General features: G+C 45.0%; 15 protein-coding genes. All 15 read left to right on the top strand.

Annotation, left to right across the window (positions count from 1 at the left end):
• The first annotated feature begins 17 nt into the window (after window positions 1–17).
• The 15 genes from sleB (at window position 18) to rny (ending at window position 15139) form a co-directional block, all read left to right on the top strand.
• Window positions 18–776 (top strand): spore cortex-lytic enzyme, encoded by a 759-nt coding sequence (gene sleB / locus QP775_RS07385; protein WP_239328217.1) that lies wholly within the window; start codon window positions 18–20, stop codon window positions 774–776.
• Between the two features lie 183 nt (window positions 777–959).
• Entirely contained in the window at window positions 960–2249 is a 1290-nt protein-coding gene (gene yfmF, locus QP775_RS07380) for an EF-P 5-aminopentanol modification-associated protein YfmF (RefSeq protein ID WP_285105754.1), read from the top strand.
• A gap of 3 nt (window positions 2250–2252) precedes the next feature.
• Complete coding sequence (gene yfmH / locus QP775_RS07375) at window positions 2253–3533, top strand: EF-P 5-aminopentanol modification-associated protein YfmH (protein WP_285104873.1); 1281 nt, start codon at window positions 2253–2255, stop codon at window positions 3531–3533.
• A 103-nt stretch (window positions 3534–3636) separates the two neighbouring features.
• Complete coding sequence (ymfI, locus tag QP775_RS07370) at window positions 3637–4383, top strand: elongation factor P 5-aminopentanone reductase (RefSeq protein WP_239328214.1); 747 nt, start codon at window positions 3637–3639, stop codon at window positions 4381–4383.
• Window positions 4384–4507: 124 nt separating this feature from the next.
• Entirely contained in the window at window positions 4508–4762 is a 255-nt protein-coding gene (locus QP775_RS07365; protein WP_239328213.1) for a DUF3243 domain-containing protein, read from the top strand.
• Window positions 4763–4989: 227 nt separating this feature from the next.
• Window positions 4990–5754: a DUF3388 domain-containing protein gene (locus tag QP775_RS07360; protein WP_239328689.1), complete on the top strand. Its 765-nt coding sequence runs from the start codon at window positions 4990–4992 to the stop codon at window positions 5752–5754.
• A 57-nt stretch (window positions 5755–5811) separates the two neighbouring features.
• Complete coding sequence (locus QP775_RS07355; protein WP_239328212.1) at window positions 5812–6726, top strand: helix-turn-helix domain-containing protein; 915 nt, start codon at window positions 5812–5814, stop codon at window positions 6724–6726.
• Between the two features lie 127 nt (window positions 6727–6853).
• Window positions 6854–7018: a hypothetical protein gene (locus QP775_RS07350; RefSeq protein ID WP_211234327.1), complete on the top strand. Its 165-nt coding sequence runs from the start codon at window positions 6854–6856 to the stop codon at window positions 7016–7018.
• Window positions 7019–7150: 132 nt separating this feature from the next.
• Window positions 7151–7639: a YajQ family cyclic di-GMP-binding protein gene (locus QP775_RS07345; RefSeq protein ID WP_239328211.1), complete on the top strand. Its 489-nt coding sequence runs from the start codon at window positions 7151–7153 to the stop codon at window positions 7637–7639.
• Window positions 7640–7817: 178 nt separating this feature from the next.
• Window positions 7818–9146 (top strand): 30S ribosomal protein S12 methylthiotransferase RimO, encoded by a 1329-nt coding sequence (gene rimO / locus QP775_RS07340; protein WP_285104866.1) that lies wholly within the window; start codon window positions 7818–7820, stop codon window positions 9144–9146.
• The gene (gene pgsA / locus QP775_RS07335) at window positions 9143–9721 is read left to right on the top strand and encodes a CDP-diacylglycerol--glycerol-3-phosphate 3-phosphatidyltransferase (protein ID WP_028545224.1); all 579 of its coding nucleotides are present in this window, start codon (window positions 9143–9145) and stop codon (window positions 9719–9721) included. The genes rimO and pgsA overlap by 4 nt, the downstream gene beginning before the upstream one ends.
• Window positions 9722–9805: 84 nt before the next feature.
• Window positions 9806–11062: a competence/damage-inducible protein A gene (locus QP775_RS07330; RefSeq protein WP_285104862.1), complete on the top strand. Its 1257-nt coding sequence runs from the start codon at window positions 9806–9808 to the stop codon at window positions 11060–11062.
• Window positions 11063–11464: 402 nt separating this feature from the next.
• Entirely contained in the window at window positions 11465–12520 is a 1056-nt protein-coding gene (gene recA / locus QP775_RS07325; protein WP_285104860.1) for a recombinase RecA, read from the top strand.
• Between the two features lie 107 nt (window positions 12521–12627).
• Window positions 12628–13302, top strand: a complete 675-nt coding sequence (locus QP775_RS07320) for a regulatory protein RecX (protein ID WP_239328208.1) — start codon at window positions 12628–12630, stop codon at window positions 13300–13302.
• A gap of 292 nt (window positions 13303–13594) precedes the next feature.
• A complete protein-coding gene (gene rny / locus QP775_RS07315; protein ID WP_285105752.1) occupies window positions 13595–15139 on the top strand; it encodes a ribonuclease Y in 1545 nt (514 codons plus the stop codon).
• Window positions 15140–15153 lie beyond the last annotated feature (14 nt).

Raw genomic sequence — 15153 nt, 5'->3', positions numbered from 1 at the left:
AGAGGTAGACATTAGATATGAGAAAACGGATGATTTGGATTACAGCTTGCATCGTGCTCGTTCTGTTTGGCGCATATCAATTGAAGCACGTATCTGATACGGTTGCTACGTTCAGCAGCGCCACGTTGAAATACGGCTCTAAAGGCCAGGATGTTAACGAGCTTCAAGGACGTCTCAAATTTCTTGGTTATTATTATGGAAAAATAGATGGCGTATACGGGACGGCTACACAGAAGTCGGTCAAATGGTTCCAGTCCGAATTTGGTATTAAAGTGGATGGAATCGTGGGTGCTAAGACTAAGGATAAGCTGGTCAAAGCCACGAAAAACTGGAAGCCGTCCTCTTCGTCATCAGGAGGAAGTAAACCGCCAAGCTCAAAACCATCGGATTCTAACGTTAGCAACTCAAACAACATGGGTTACTCCGAGAATGACCTGAAGCTAATGGCAAACGCTGTGTACGGAGAGGCTAGGGGTGAGCCGTATGAAGGGCAAGTGGCTGTAGCTGCAGTCATATTGAATCGTGTGAAGTCGCCAAGCTTTCCAAATTCAGTCTCTGGCGTCATTTTTCAACCGAGAGCCTTTACTGCTGTTGCGGATGGTCAGATATGGTTAACACCTAATGAAAGAGCACGCCAAGCCGTTCAGGATGCGATAAACGGCTGGGACCCTTCGGGAGGTTGTTTGTATTATTTTAATCCCGTAACCGCTACTTCCAAGTGGATTTGGTCTAGACCTCAGGTAAAAACAATAGGCAAGCACATATTCTGTATGTAATGTGTGTGCAGAAAGCGGGAGAAGCGATGGCAGAACCATCTGCTTCTTCGTTTTGTATTCAAGACTGCCCGTAACGTTTATGCAGGCTAAAGAGATAGCAATGCTCTATAGCTGCATATATATCGAATATAAGATATGATCAACCGTAGTCTGCTTGATGCGGGAAAAGGAGAGCCTGCTATGATGACAACTCGGACACCTGCTTTTGAGAGAGGTGCTGTTAATGGCATACGATTGCATGTAATGCCTACGACACGATTTAAGACGTTTGCAATTGCTGTATATATTGGAATTCCGCTTCGGGAAGAGACGGTTACACCTGTGGCTTTGACGCCATTCGTGTTACGACGTGGAACTGCGGAGCTGCCTGAGACAATCCAATTTAGAGAACGTTTGGATGAGTTGTATGGTGCTGGTTTTGGTTTTGATGTGTACAAACGCGGCGATTATCAGATCATTCAATTTCGTATGGATATCATTAATGATGCTTTTGTTCAAACGAAGGATCCCCTGTTAAAACGAGGGTTTCAATTCCTAGGCGATGTAATTACATCACCAGCATTGGAAAACGGCATTTTTCGTTCGAAATATGTGCAGGAAGAAAAGGAAACGGTGCGAAAGCGCCTCGAGGCTATCGTTAATGATAAAATACGTTATGCACAGGAACGATGCTTGGAAGAAATGTGTAAGGATGAGCCGTACCGACTTCATCCCCTCGGTAACCGGTCTGAGTTGCCTCCGCTTGAAGCAGAACAATTGCACGAGCGATATAAATGGTGGCTTGATCAAGCTTGTATTGATGTGTACGTCATAGGTGACACTAATTTGAATGAGATTGAACAATGTGTGAGTGAGCATTTTCATGTCAGTCGTCAAGAGATAGCCCCAAAATATGCAAGAACAGTGCCCGTCCCTCGCGTAGGCGAAGCGCAGCAAGTCATCGATCGACTTGACGTCACACAAGGAAAGTTAAACATGGGACTGCGCTCTACGATCACGTACCATGACGATTCGTATCCCGCTGCATTGTTATATAATGGTGTACTGGGCGGTTATCCACACTCTAAATTGTTTATTAATGTCCGTGAGAAAAACAGTTTAGCATATTATGCCTCTGCTCGGTATGACGGTCATAAAGGCATTTGCGCCATCCAATCTGGTGTGGAGTTTGATCTGATTGAGAAGGCTACGGCAATTATTAAGCAGCAATTGGATGCGATGCAGCAAGGGCAGATTGAAGCTTTGGAGTTGGATCAGACAAAGGCCATGCTGGCTAACCAGCTTCGTGAAATTGACGACTCCGCATTTGAAATGATTGGCTTTGATTTTAACCGTGTTTTGTCCGGCAAAGAACGAACTACAAGCAGCTTGATCGAACAGTTAATACACACGACAGCAGACCAGATTCAGACAGCGGCATCGACGTTCCACCTCGATACGATATATGTTCTGCGCAATCGAGAGGAGGTATGAGGAATGGAACAACGACAGTTTAAACAGGTGCAGGAAACGTTGTATTATGAACGGATGGATAATGGTTTAGATGTATTTGTACTGCCTAAGCCGGGCTTTCAAAAGACGTATGCGACGTTCTCAACTCGATACGGTTCGGTAGACAATCATTTTCAAGTGGAAGGCCAGACACCGATTCAAGTGCCGGATGGGATCGCACATTTTCTGGAGCACAAGATGTTTGAGGAGCCAGAGGGCGATATCTTCGCAACCTTTGCCCAGCAAGGTGCCTCGGCTAATGCTTTTACTACGTTTGATCGGACGGTTTATTTGTTCTCGGCAACAAATCACGTTGACCAGAACTTAAGTACACTGGTTGATTTTGTGCAGCGCCCTTATTTTACAGACGAAAACGTCAATAAAGAGAAAGGGATTATTGCTCAGGAAATAAACATGTATCGTGACAACGCGGATTGGCGCGTATATTTTGGATTGATTGAAGCTATGTATCATCAATATCCGATTTATATCGATATTGCGGGAACCGTTGAATCCATTAATACCATAACCAAAGAAACGTTGTTTACATGTTATCATACCTTCTACCACCCTACTAATATGATGCTATTTGTGGTAGGTGGTGTAGATCCTGAGGCGATTATGAAGCTCGTGCGCGACAATCAAGCAGCCAAACCATTTAAACCGCAGGGTGAGATTAAGCGGATTTTTGAAAAAGAACCCGAAACGGTAAGAACGCCTCGTTTTGTCACCAAGCTGCCGGTATCTAGTCCTAAGTGTCTGTTTGGCTGCAAAGAGCCTCGTCCTGGTTTAACTGGAACTGAGCTGCTTCGGTTTGAGCTCGCAACACGAGTTATGATGGATCTAATGCTCGGCAGCAGCTCACCCTTGTCCCAATCGTTGTATGAATCAGGACTGACGTCTGATAATATAGGTCATGAATATAACTGTGAGACCGAATATGCATTTTCTATCATGGGCGGCGAGACGAAGGACCCTGACGAATTGGTGAAGCGGGTACAGGCTGCGATTGAAGAAAAGAAGAAAGAAGGCTTTAAAGAAGCAGAGTTTGAACGGATTCGTAACAAACGAATTGGAACCTACTTAAGAATGTTGAATTCACCTGAATCTATTGCTAATGAGTTTACCAAATACAAGTTCCGTGAAACTGATTTGTTTGATATACTGTCGGTATACGAGTCCTTACAGTTGGATGAAGTTAACGACAGGCTGCGCAGTCATTTCCAATGGGACCGCTTGGCGGTATCGATCGTTGAGCAGCCTTAAGCATGGAATGTAACGATTTCAGGCGTACCTTCATTACCGAAGGTACGCCTTTTATTATGTGGCGTTATGTTTTACACACTCTTATATAGGGGAGCGGATGTCAATGAAATTATTATCAGAAACGACCGTGCTTATAACGGGAGGCAGTCGGGGAATTGGTGCAGCTATAGCTGAGCGCTTTGCTTCAGTAGGAATGCGGATTGTCATCCATTATTTAGAAGCACATGAAGCGGCAAATGAAGTTGCACGCCGTTGTATTGCGCTTGGGAGCGAAGTGATGACGATTAGTGCAGACTTGCGTTCCAAAGAACAGCTGCGCAGGATGAAGGAAAAGCTTGATGCCGAGGGCTTTGTTCCGGATATTGTGGTTAATAATGCGGGTGTGTCCTACTATGGATTATTTACAGATGTAACCGAGGAAGAATGGGACGAATGCATGGCGATCAATTTAAAAGGCACATTTATGTGCAGTCAATTATTTGTTCCACATATGATTCGTCAACGTTATGGCAGAATTATTAATGTATCCTCTGTCTGGGGAATAGCGGGCGCCTCTTGCGAGGTCATGTACTCAGCTGCAAAGGGTGGAATTAATGCCTTCACCAAGGCATTAGCTAAGGAGTTGGCTCCATCAGGCGTTACTGTTAATGCAGTAGCTCCTGGAGCCGTAGATACGGATATGATGAAACACTTGGATGAAGAAGAACGGATTTCTTTGCAAGCTGAGATTCCGGCAGGGAGAATGGCAAACCCCGATGAGATTGCGTCACTCATTTATTTCCTTGCGCTGCCTGAATCCAGCTACATAACCGGTCAGATCATTAGCCCTAATGGAGGTTGGCAGGCTTAAAGCTTTAGGAGCTAACATTCGATGGCGTTACGAATAAGCAAGCTGTCTTTCGCACATATTACGACTGTAAGTTGCTGTGTACAAACACAGGGCTAGTTACTATGCGCTTAAAGGAGGCTTACTTATGTCATCTGTATTAAAAAACTTCGATTCGTGGAAAAACTTTCTTGGAGACCGTGTTAAAACGGCAAAAAACTTAGGAATGAACGAAGAGACAATCGCTAAACTGGCGTTTGAAATCGGTTCTTTTCTCGACGAGAAAGTAGATCCACAAAACCTTCAAGAACGTGCTATCAAAGAACTATGGGATGTAGGCAGCGACGATGATCGCAAAACGATCGCTCGTTTAATGGTAAAGCTGGCCGAAAAAAACGGGTAATTGTGAATTTTTGCGGAGAGGACTTGACAAAAGTCCTTATTCCGCTTCTTTTTTTCAAATGACACATGAATACATGCTCACTATCTGCTATAATGAATAGCGGCTCCAACTTCACCAATGGGTTTCACTATGATAAGCGCTTTAATTTTAATTTTTAGGCTGTATAGTGGAATTCAGGTGGTTTGTATTGTAGAATGGAATCGGACAATCGCAGATTGGGGTGTGTCATGGAATATAAACAGTGGTATATGGAATATAAGATACATAAGAACCGTCCCGGACTATTAGGTGATATTGCTTCACTGCTCGGGATGTTAGAGGTTAATATATTAACGATCAATGGCGTCGAGGGCAAGACAAGAGGAATGCTTCTTCAGACAGACGACGACGAGAAAATTGAGATGATGGGACAGATGCTGAAAAAGGTGGATAACATCACGGTATCTGCACTGAGGCAGCCCAAGTTAGTGGATATCCTTGCTGTTCGTCACGGCCGTTATATCGAACGTGATTCAGACGATCGTAAAACATTTCGTTTTACGCGGGACGAGCTAGGTCTGTTGGTTGACTTTCTAGGTGAAATCTTCAAGCGTGATGGTCATCAAGTGATAGGTCTCCGCGGGATGCCAAGAGTCGGCAAGACAGAGTCAATTATTGCTGGCAGTGTATGTGCAATGAAGCGTTGGACATTTGTATCCTCAACACTGCTGCGCCAGACTGTACGTAGTCAAATGTCCGAGGAAGAGATGAACCCACATAACATTTTTATCATTGACGGGATCGTGTCAACAATTCGTTCGAATGAGAAACACGAGATGCTGCTGCAGGAAATTATGAATATGCCTTCTACTAAAGTAATTGAGCATCCGGATATTTTTGTCCGTGAGACCCATTATGATTATGATTTCTTTGATTACATTATCGAGCTGCGCAACGCGCCTGATGAAGAAATTACGTACGAAACGTTTACCGTCAATTACAACGATTTATAATAGATATATATATAGTCTAAAAAGTTGGGACATACATTCTAGACAGGAGGTGAAATTGTGTCAGAATTAGGTCAATTGCTTAAAAAGGCCCGATTAGAGAAAGGTCTGTCACTGGATGATGTACAGGAAGCTACTAAGATTCGAAAACGGTATTTGGAAGCAATCGAAGAAGGGGATTATAAGATCCTTCCGGGATCGTTTTACGTACGCGCCTTTGTGAAGACATATGCGGAAACTGTCGGGCTGGATCCGGATGAGGTTGCTCAGTATTATCGTCAAGACATTCCTGCCGCAGAACCAGAGCCTACTATTGAACCTATGATTCGGAAAAAGCGTTCCGTTCAACATAGTGACAAATTTGGGAAATGGGCGACGACACTGCTCATGTGGTCATTCGTTATTTTAATTATCGTTATTGTGTACTATTTCTGGGTGAAGGCGTCCGATACTGGCAATAATTCGAATAGTGCAGATTCGAGTAATATTACGAATGGCATTAATCAGAATGAAAAGCCAAACAGCGGTAACAACACACAAGGTAATGGCCAGACAACAACACCAGAGCCAACACCTGAACCGGAAGAAACTAAAGATCCGATTGTTGCTCAGGTTAGCCCTGCACTTGTAGTCGTCTCTGCTGCAGATGAGAAGCCGTTTAAGCTTGAAATTAAGATCGAAGACGGCGTGTGGCTTGGAGTTCGTACGATAACGAATGCCAACCAACTGGCTAAGGATGTATTTGACAAAGGGCAAGATCAGACGTTTGACTTGGGAAAAGACGGGCTGGATATCACGTTTGGTAATGCAGGACGTTGCAAAGTGCTCATTAATGGCCAGACTATTGACATTGGACAAGGAATGAACAAGAAAGTTCGGTTCGAATGGAAGACTTATGAAGAGGCATTGCAACTAAAACAAGGTTCGTCTGTGAGTGATGATACGGGAACCACTGCGGATACGAATAACGGATAACGTCCTAATCATAGCTGTTCGGAGAGGTGGATAATTTTTCTTGATTGCCATTACCGCATAATCTGATCTCCTCGGGAGAGAATAGGGAGGCGGCGATTTATTCTCATTTTAGAGAGGGGTCGTTATCATGGCAGCAAGTTGGGTTGTTACAGGTCTCGGTGTCATTGTCAGCTTGTTAGGTTATTATTTGACGCCTAGTGCATGGGGCTATGGGATTCTTGGTTTCGGCTTGGCCCATATTGTGCTTGGGGTGCTGGACATGTTTCGCACACCAGTTCGAGGCCGCTACTAAGCCCGGTTCAAACACGATGAACAGCAGCACATGGGCATTCTTTTGCGATTTCGATTGCAAGGGGATGCCCTTGTGCATTTTCTTACATAATTTAAGAATTATATGAACCTATTATGAAGGAGGATATCGCAAATGGCAGACAGTTCATTTGATATTGTATCTAAAACAGATTTGCAAGAGGTAAGCAACGCGGTAACACAGGCGGAGCGTGAGATCGAAACCCGATTTGATTTTAAAGGCAGCAAGAGTTCCATTAAGCTGGAAAAGGAAGAATTGATTATTGCATCGGATGACGAATACAAGCTGAAAAGTGTCATAGATATTTTGCAATCCAAACTTATTAAGCGTGGAATCTCCATCAAAAACATGGAATTTGGCAAATTGGAAGGTGCATCAGGCGGCTCCGTGCGTCAGCGTGTAAAGATGAAGCAAGGAATTGAACAGGATATTTCTAAAAAGATCAATATTTTAATCCGTGATTCTAAGCTGAAAGTTAAGAGTCAAATTCAAGGAGATCAAATTCGTGTAACGGGTAAGAACAAGGATGATTTACAGGCAGTCATGAAATTGTTGGTCGATGCTGATTTGCCGCTTGACTTGCAATTCACGAATTATCGCTAGAGAAAAGCATATCCTTTCGCGGGAATTGCCGCTCTATAAGGTGATATGTTTAGTTTTGATTACGATTTTGACTAAGAGGTCACCCTGTATTATACTTGACTAGATAAATAGGGCCGTTCAGAGAGGCTTCATTGCGCGGCAGAAGACGAACTGCAATACCTAATTGGGGGATGCATTCATGACAGAGAAGATTAAGATCGTGACATTAGGCTGCGACAAGAACTTGGTTGACTCCGAGATTATGTCCGGTCTGATTCATGAGCGTGGATATGAATTGGTCACTAATGAACTAGAAGCTACTGTTATTATTGTCAATACATGCGGATTTATTGATGCTGCCAAGGAAGAATCCGTTAACACTATTCTCGAGCTCGCAGACCTCAAAGAAACGGCACAACTCAAGGCATTGATTGTATCTGGCTGTTTAACACAGCGTTACAAAGAACAACTTCTGGACGAGATGCCTGAGATAGATGGTATCGTGGGTACGGGCGACTTTGACAAAATTGCTACAATCGTTGATGAAGCGCTTGCTGGCAGTAAGCCAATACATGTTGGTAATCCCGTATTTAACTATGATCAGGCGCTCCCGCGCAAGGTGGCAACTCCTAGATATACGGCTTACGTTAAGATTGCGGAAGGCTGCGATAACAATTGTACGTTTTGCAGTATTCCAATTATGCGTGGCAACTTCCGTAGTCGCACGATGGAGTCCATTCTGGCTGAAGTCACACAGCTTGCAACTCAGGGCGTTAAAGAAATCAGTCTCATTGCTCAAGATTCAACGAACTATGGTACTGACATTTACGATGGTTTTAAGCTGCCTGAGCTGATGAATCAAGTGAGCAATGTTCAAGGTGTTGAGTGGGTACGGCTTCATTACGCATATCCTGGATTTTTCTCGGATGAACTCATTGAGACCATTGCAAGCAACCCTAAGATTTGCAAATACATTGATATGCCGCTGCAGCATAGCGAAGATAATGTATTAAAACGTATGCGGCGGCCTGGCCGACAACGTGATGCTCGTGAATTAGTACAGAAGATTCGTACGCGCATCCCGAACGTTGCAATGCGAACATCCATTATTGTGGGGTTCCCTGGGGAGACGGAAGCAGACTTTAACCGTCTGTGTGAATTTGTTCGTGACATGCAGTTCGACAAGCTCGGAGTATTTACGTATTCTCGTGAAGAAGATACACCTGCTACACGACTGAAGGGGCATTTAGACGAAGAAGTGAAGGAATGGCGGGCCAATACGTTGATGGAGATTCAACGTGAGGTGTCGAAGCAAGTAAGTGAGAAGCGGATCGGACAAGTCATTGATGTGCTTGTTGAACGTTACGACGGGCGAAATGACGTGTTTATTGGTCGTTCGCAGTTTGATGCGCCAGAAATTGACGGCGAAGTATTTATTTCCAACAGCAAGCTCAGCATCGGAGAACTCGCACAGGTTCGGATTACGCATGCGTTGGAGTTTGATTTGGCTGGGGAGGGTATCCAGTGAATTTGCCTAATAAGATTACATTAGTTCGTATCTTCTTAGTGCCTATTATGATGTTCTTTTTGCTGGTGAATTTTGATTATTTCAAGCCTATCCAGATAAACGATTTCTCGATTACGTATAATCAAATCATAGCCGCGCTTATCTTTATCATTGCGGCTAGTACGGATGGGTTGGACGGTTACATCGCCAGAAGTCGGAAGATGGTCACAAATCTGGGCAAGCTGCTTGATCCGCTGGCGGACAAGCTGCTTGTTGCTGCCGTTCTTATCTCGCTAGTTGAGATGGGCAAATGTGATGCATGGATAGCGATCGTCATTATTAGCCGGGAATTTGCCGTGACAGGCTTACGGCAAGTAGCTTTGCTTGAGGGAACAGTTGTGGCGGCAAGCAAATGGGGCAAATGGAAGACAGCAACGCAGATCACTGCGATTATTGCGATGCTGCTTAACAATTTCCCGTTTGTGTTGTTTGATATTCCATTTGATATCATTGCAACATGGCTTGCAGCTTTGATTACGGTTTATTCAGGCATCGATTATTTTGTTAAAAACAAAAGCGTACTACACATGTCATAATATACGGACACTTCAGTAATAGGTTCAATCCTTCGCAGTGCGAAAGGGAGGGGCCTATTACTGCTTTCAGAGGAGACGATTGTTATGAAAGCGGAAATGATTGCTGTAGGAACTGAATTGCTGCTAGGTCAAATCGTTAACACAAATGCACAATACTTATCCCAACAGCTCGCTCTATTGGGCGTGGATGTCTACTACCAAACAGTAGTCGGTGACAATCCCCATCGTCTTAGAGATGTGATTCAGACAGCCAGCAAGAGAGCAGACATCGTACTGCTCACAGGTGGCCTGGGCCCTACTTTGGACGATATCACAAAAGATGTTGTCGCAGAACTGCTAGGGAGAGGCATGCTAATTCATGAGCCATCCATGCGCAAGATGGAGGATATGTTCAAGGGTAGAGGCATACATATGGTAGACAGCAACCGCCGTCAAGCCAATTGGATCGAAGGTTCAGATGCACTAGCCAATGAGGCAGGTTTAGCCTTGGGGAATGCTGTCCTGCATGAGGACGTGGCGTATATCTTATTGCCAGGACCGCCAAAAGAAATGAAGCCTATGTTTCAGTTGGAAGTTGTCCCTTGGCTGGAGAAGCATTTGTTTGATGAACGGACGTCCTTGTATACTCGTATGTTAAAGTTTGCAGGCATTGGAGAGTCGAATCTGGAAGCACAGTTGCTTGACCTGATCGAGTCTCAGTCTGATCCGACGATTGCGCCTTATGCAAAGGAAGGAGAGGTTCTGATCCGACTCGCGACCAAAAGCGACTCGAAGCAAGAAGCAGGTCGCAAATTGGATGAATTGGAATCTGTTATCCGCGGCAGGTTGGGACAGCATATATTTGCAACAGAAGATGTCTCCTTGGAGCATGTCATCGTGGAACAAATGACAAAGCTAGGTCTAACCTTGTCTGCTGCTGAAAGCTGTACGGGGGGCTTGTTCTCCGAGCTGGTTACATCTGTACCGGGTAGCTCGGTGATGTTCCATGGAGGGGTAGTCTCGTATGCCAACGCACTCAAACAGAAGCTGCTTAACGTTCCCTCCGAGCTGTTAGAAGGAGAGAATGCTCCAGGGGCGGTTAGCCAAGAGACGGCGAGAGCGATGGCAGAAGGCCTGCTTCAGTTAACAGGTACTGATATTGCGGTATCTATAACGGGGGTTGCAGGTCCAGGTCAGTCGGAGCGTAAGCCAGCTGGCTTGGTATTTATCGGAATAGCGCAAGCTGGACAGGAGACGTTGATTGAGGAACTGCGGCTCAATGGTAATCGAGATATGATCAGGCTGCGTGCGGTCAAAATATTGCTGCATCGTATTTGGCGGCTATTGCAGGAGCGGAAGTAGTCGGCTTTTGTATGACAATCTACTTTTCTACTTCGCAAACCGCACGATGCGGTTGGACTTTCAGAACCTATGTCATATTTCGTGCCTATTATATCGGACTGCCGCCGTGTCATATTGTATATGATGAGATATGGTGAATGTTGGAGAGCAAGCATATAAGGTCTTGTGATTAGAAATGAAGTATGGTATATTTTTCATGATTTTAGCTGCGGAAGAACCGTAATAAGGCGCTATTAGCCTTGTTGCGGTTTTTTAGTATGAACAAAATGTAAAAAAGAGGTTTTAAATCCATTTAAAAGGTGGTGTTGTTCTAAAAATCGAATGTATGTTCGAAAAAATGCTTGGCAAAGGTACAAAAACACGGTATTATGAGTATACAACGTTAATGAAGGAAGTGAGTATGTGTCAGATCGTCGTGCTGCATTAGAAATGGCATTGCGTCAAATAGAGAAGCAATTCGGTAAAGGTTCCATTATGAAGCTTGGAGAATCCAACCACATGCAAGTTGAAGTTGTACCTAGCGGATCGTTAGCACTTGATATCGCACTTGGTATTGGAGGATTGCCTCGTGGCCGTGTCATTGAGGTGTATGGACCTGAATCATCCGGTAAGACAACCGTATCCCTTCACGCGATTGCGGAAGTACAGAAGACAGGTGGACAAGCTGCATTTATTGATGCGGAGCATGCATTGGATCCTCAATATGCCAGCAAGTTAGGGGTCAACATTGATGAGTTGCTCTTGTCTCAGCCAGACACTGGGGAGCAGGCTTTGGAGATTGCTGAGGCGCTTGTACGAAGCGGAGCAGTGGATATTATCGTTATTGACTCCGTAGCTGCTTTGGTACCTAAGGCGGAGATTGAAGGCGAGATGGGAGATTCCCACGTAGGTCTTCAAGCACGACTTATGTCGCAAGCTCTTCGGAAGTTATCTGGAGCTATTAGCAAGTCCAAGACTATTGCAATCTTTATTAACCAGCTTCGTGAGAAAGTTGGCGTAATGTTTGGTAATCCAGAGACAACACCTGGCGGACGTGCCTTGAAGTTCTATTCTAGTGTTCGTTTGGATGTACGTCGTGTGGAATCAATCAAGCAAGGCAATGATATGGTAGGTAACAGAACCCGAATTAAGGTCGTGAAGAATAAAGTTGCACCTCCGTTTAAGCAAGCGGATGTTGACATAATGTATGGTGAAGGCATATCGAAAGAAGGCAGTATTGTAGACATTGGTACCGAGATGGATATCGTGCAGAAGAGCGGCGCATGGTATTCCTATGAAGGAGAACGACTTGGACAAGGACGTGAGAATGCCAAGCAGTTCTTAAAGGAACATACGGACATTTCTCTTGTTATTGAGAACAAGATACGTGAGGCAAGTAACTTGACTACTGTAATCTCTAGTGATGCTTCAGTTGATGACGAGGACGAAGCGGAATTGTTGGAATTGGAAAAGGAATAATAGCTTTGCAATAGCTGTTACTTGGGACAAGCACCTTCATCTAATGAGAGGGGGTGCTTGTCCTGTTGCATATAGGCACGTATGGAGAGTAGCAGAGGGGGCACGTTGTGAGTGAACAGGGACAGACAACTGTCATTATACGAGTAGAGCAAGATGAAGCACAAAAAGGACGGTATACGATCCACTTCGAACATGCGGCTCCATTGAACGTGCATGAAGATGTTATGATAAAGTACCGCTTGTTAAGAGGGGCCGAGGTATCGCTCGATTTTATGGAAGAGATTGTACGAGCGGATGAGAAGACAAGGGCTTATGTGCAGGCACTTAAATATTTGCAGCGCAAGCCGCGGACAAGTACCGAAATTTCACGGAATCTCATCCAAAAAGGCTACGATGAGGAGATTATCCAAATCGTTGTGCAACAATTGGAACGGGAATGGCTGGTTGATGACGGTGCATACGCAGAGCAATGGACGGAACAGCGGGTGACCCGACATCTTAAGGGTAGAAGATGGGTGCAGCATGAGCTGAAGCAGAAAGGAGTCCATGAACGTCATATTGCAAACGCAATGGCCTCTCTAGACCCTGAACAGGAGTTGGAAAGTGCATTCCATGCAGCACGTAAGAAGTGGCGTCAGACAAGCGGAGAGGCGCATCTGAGACGGCAGAAGGTAGCTGCTTATCTGGCTCGCAGAGGGTTCCCAACAGACATGGCGAGAAAGGCAGCTTATGAAGCATCTCAACATATGGAAATAGCAGACGATGAAACTAGCGATGAATGACAAGGTATAGTTGACGATTGCTTGACAATATCTTTAACTGAATACTAAAATGAACATGTATCTTTATTTTCACGAAATCAATCTCTCCTTCCAGATATTGATTTCTAAATGATTCATTTCGCCAATGAATGGTTTCCGAATATCGCCGCAGGGCGATACACGTGTATGCAAGCGCGTGCACTTTCGCCGACATATGATGTCGGTCCTTCAATTGAATTGGAATGAAACGCACGAACAACCGAAAAAAAACCTAACCCAAGCAGTGCTTGGAGGAACCAACGGGGAGGTGGAAATGATGCCAATTTGGCTCGATATCGTTCTCGTTGTGGCCGCATTGTTCTTAGGGTTTGGAATCGGTTATCTGATTCGCAAATCGCTTGCGGAAGCGAAAATAACGAGTGCCGAGCACGCCGCGGAACAAATAGTGGAAAGCGCGCGTAAAGAAGCGGAGGCACTGAAGAAAGAAACAGTGCTCGAAGCTAAAGACGAGATCCATAAACTTCGCACCGAAGCGGAGAAGGATACCCGTGAACGCCGGAACGAGATTCAACGACTTGAACGACGTGTACTACAAAAAGAAGAGTCGCTGGACAAGAAGTTAGATTCGCTAGAACGTAAAGAAGAACAACTGGTTCTCAAAGAGAGACGAATTGAAGAAACACAAGAACAGGCTGATCGTATTCATCAGCAGCAGATTACCGAATTGGAACGCATTTCGAACCTGTCCATGGAGGATGCAAGACAGATTATTCTGACCAATGTGGAACAGGAAGTACGACATGAGACAGCCCAAATGATCAAGGAAATCGAGCAGCAAGCTCGCGAAGAAGCGGACAAGCGCTCGCGTGACATTATCACGCTTGCGATTCAACGTTGTGCAGCCGACCATGTAGCAGAGACAACCGTTTCTGTAGTCGCATTGCCTAATGAAGAGATGAAAGGCCGCATCATTGGCCGTGAAGGTCGAAACATTCGTGCGCTTGAGACGCTTACTGGTATTGACTTGATTATTGACGATACACCGGAAGCGGTTATATTGTCAGGGTTTGACCCGATTCGTCGCGAGATTGCTCGTACATCACTTGAGAAGCTGGTTGCGGATGGACGAATTCACCCTGCACGCATCGAAGAGATGGTCGAGAAATCACGTAAGGAAGTGGATGAGCGCATCCGTGAGTACGGCGAGCAAGCAACCTTTGAAGTTGGCGTTCATGGATTGCACCCTGATCTTATCAAGATTCTTGGCCGCTTGAAGTTCCGTACAAGTTACGGACAGAACGTGCTCAAGCACTCAATGGAAGTAGCTTATCTTGCTGGCCTAATGGCAGGAGAGCTAGGCGAGGATGTAACATTGGCAAAGCGTGCCGGTCTGTTGCATGATATCGGCAAAGCCTTGGATCATGAGGTGGAAGGATCTCACGTCGAAATCGGCGTAGAGTTGGCGAAGAAATATAAAGAACATCCTGTTGTTATTAACAGTATTGCGTCCCACCACGGTGATTGTGAAGCAACTTCTGTTATAGCTATGCTGGTTGGAGCAGCAGACGCCTTGTCTGCAGCACGTCCAGGCGCACGCCGCGAGACACTTGAGACGTACATTAAACGTCTGGAGAAGCTTGAGGATATTTCCGAATCATTTGAAGGTGTCGAGAAATCGTATGCTATTCAAGCGGGGCGTGAAGTGCGTGTCATGGTACAGCCAGATAAGATCGATGACAGTGAAGCTTATCGTCTTGCTCGTGAAATTACGAAGAAGATCGAGGGTGAACTCGATTATCCGGGGCATATTAAAGTCACGGTTATCCGAGAGACACGCGCAGTGGAATACGCGAAGTAAGTTGAATAACGGGA

The organism is Paenibacillus sp. UMB4589-SE434, assembly GCF_030226685.1.
GTDB lineage: Bacteria > Bacillota > Bacilli > Paenibacillales > Paenibacillaceae > Paenibacillus_B.
Note: the sequence above shows the minus strand (reverse complement) of the source record. Positions and strands in the feature narration are given on the sequence as shown.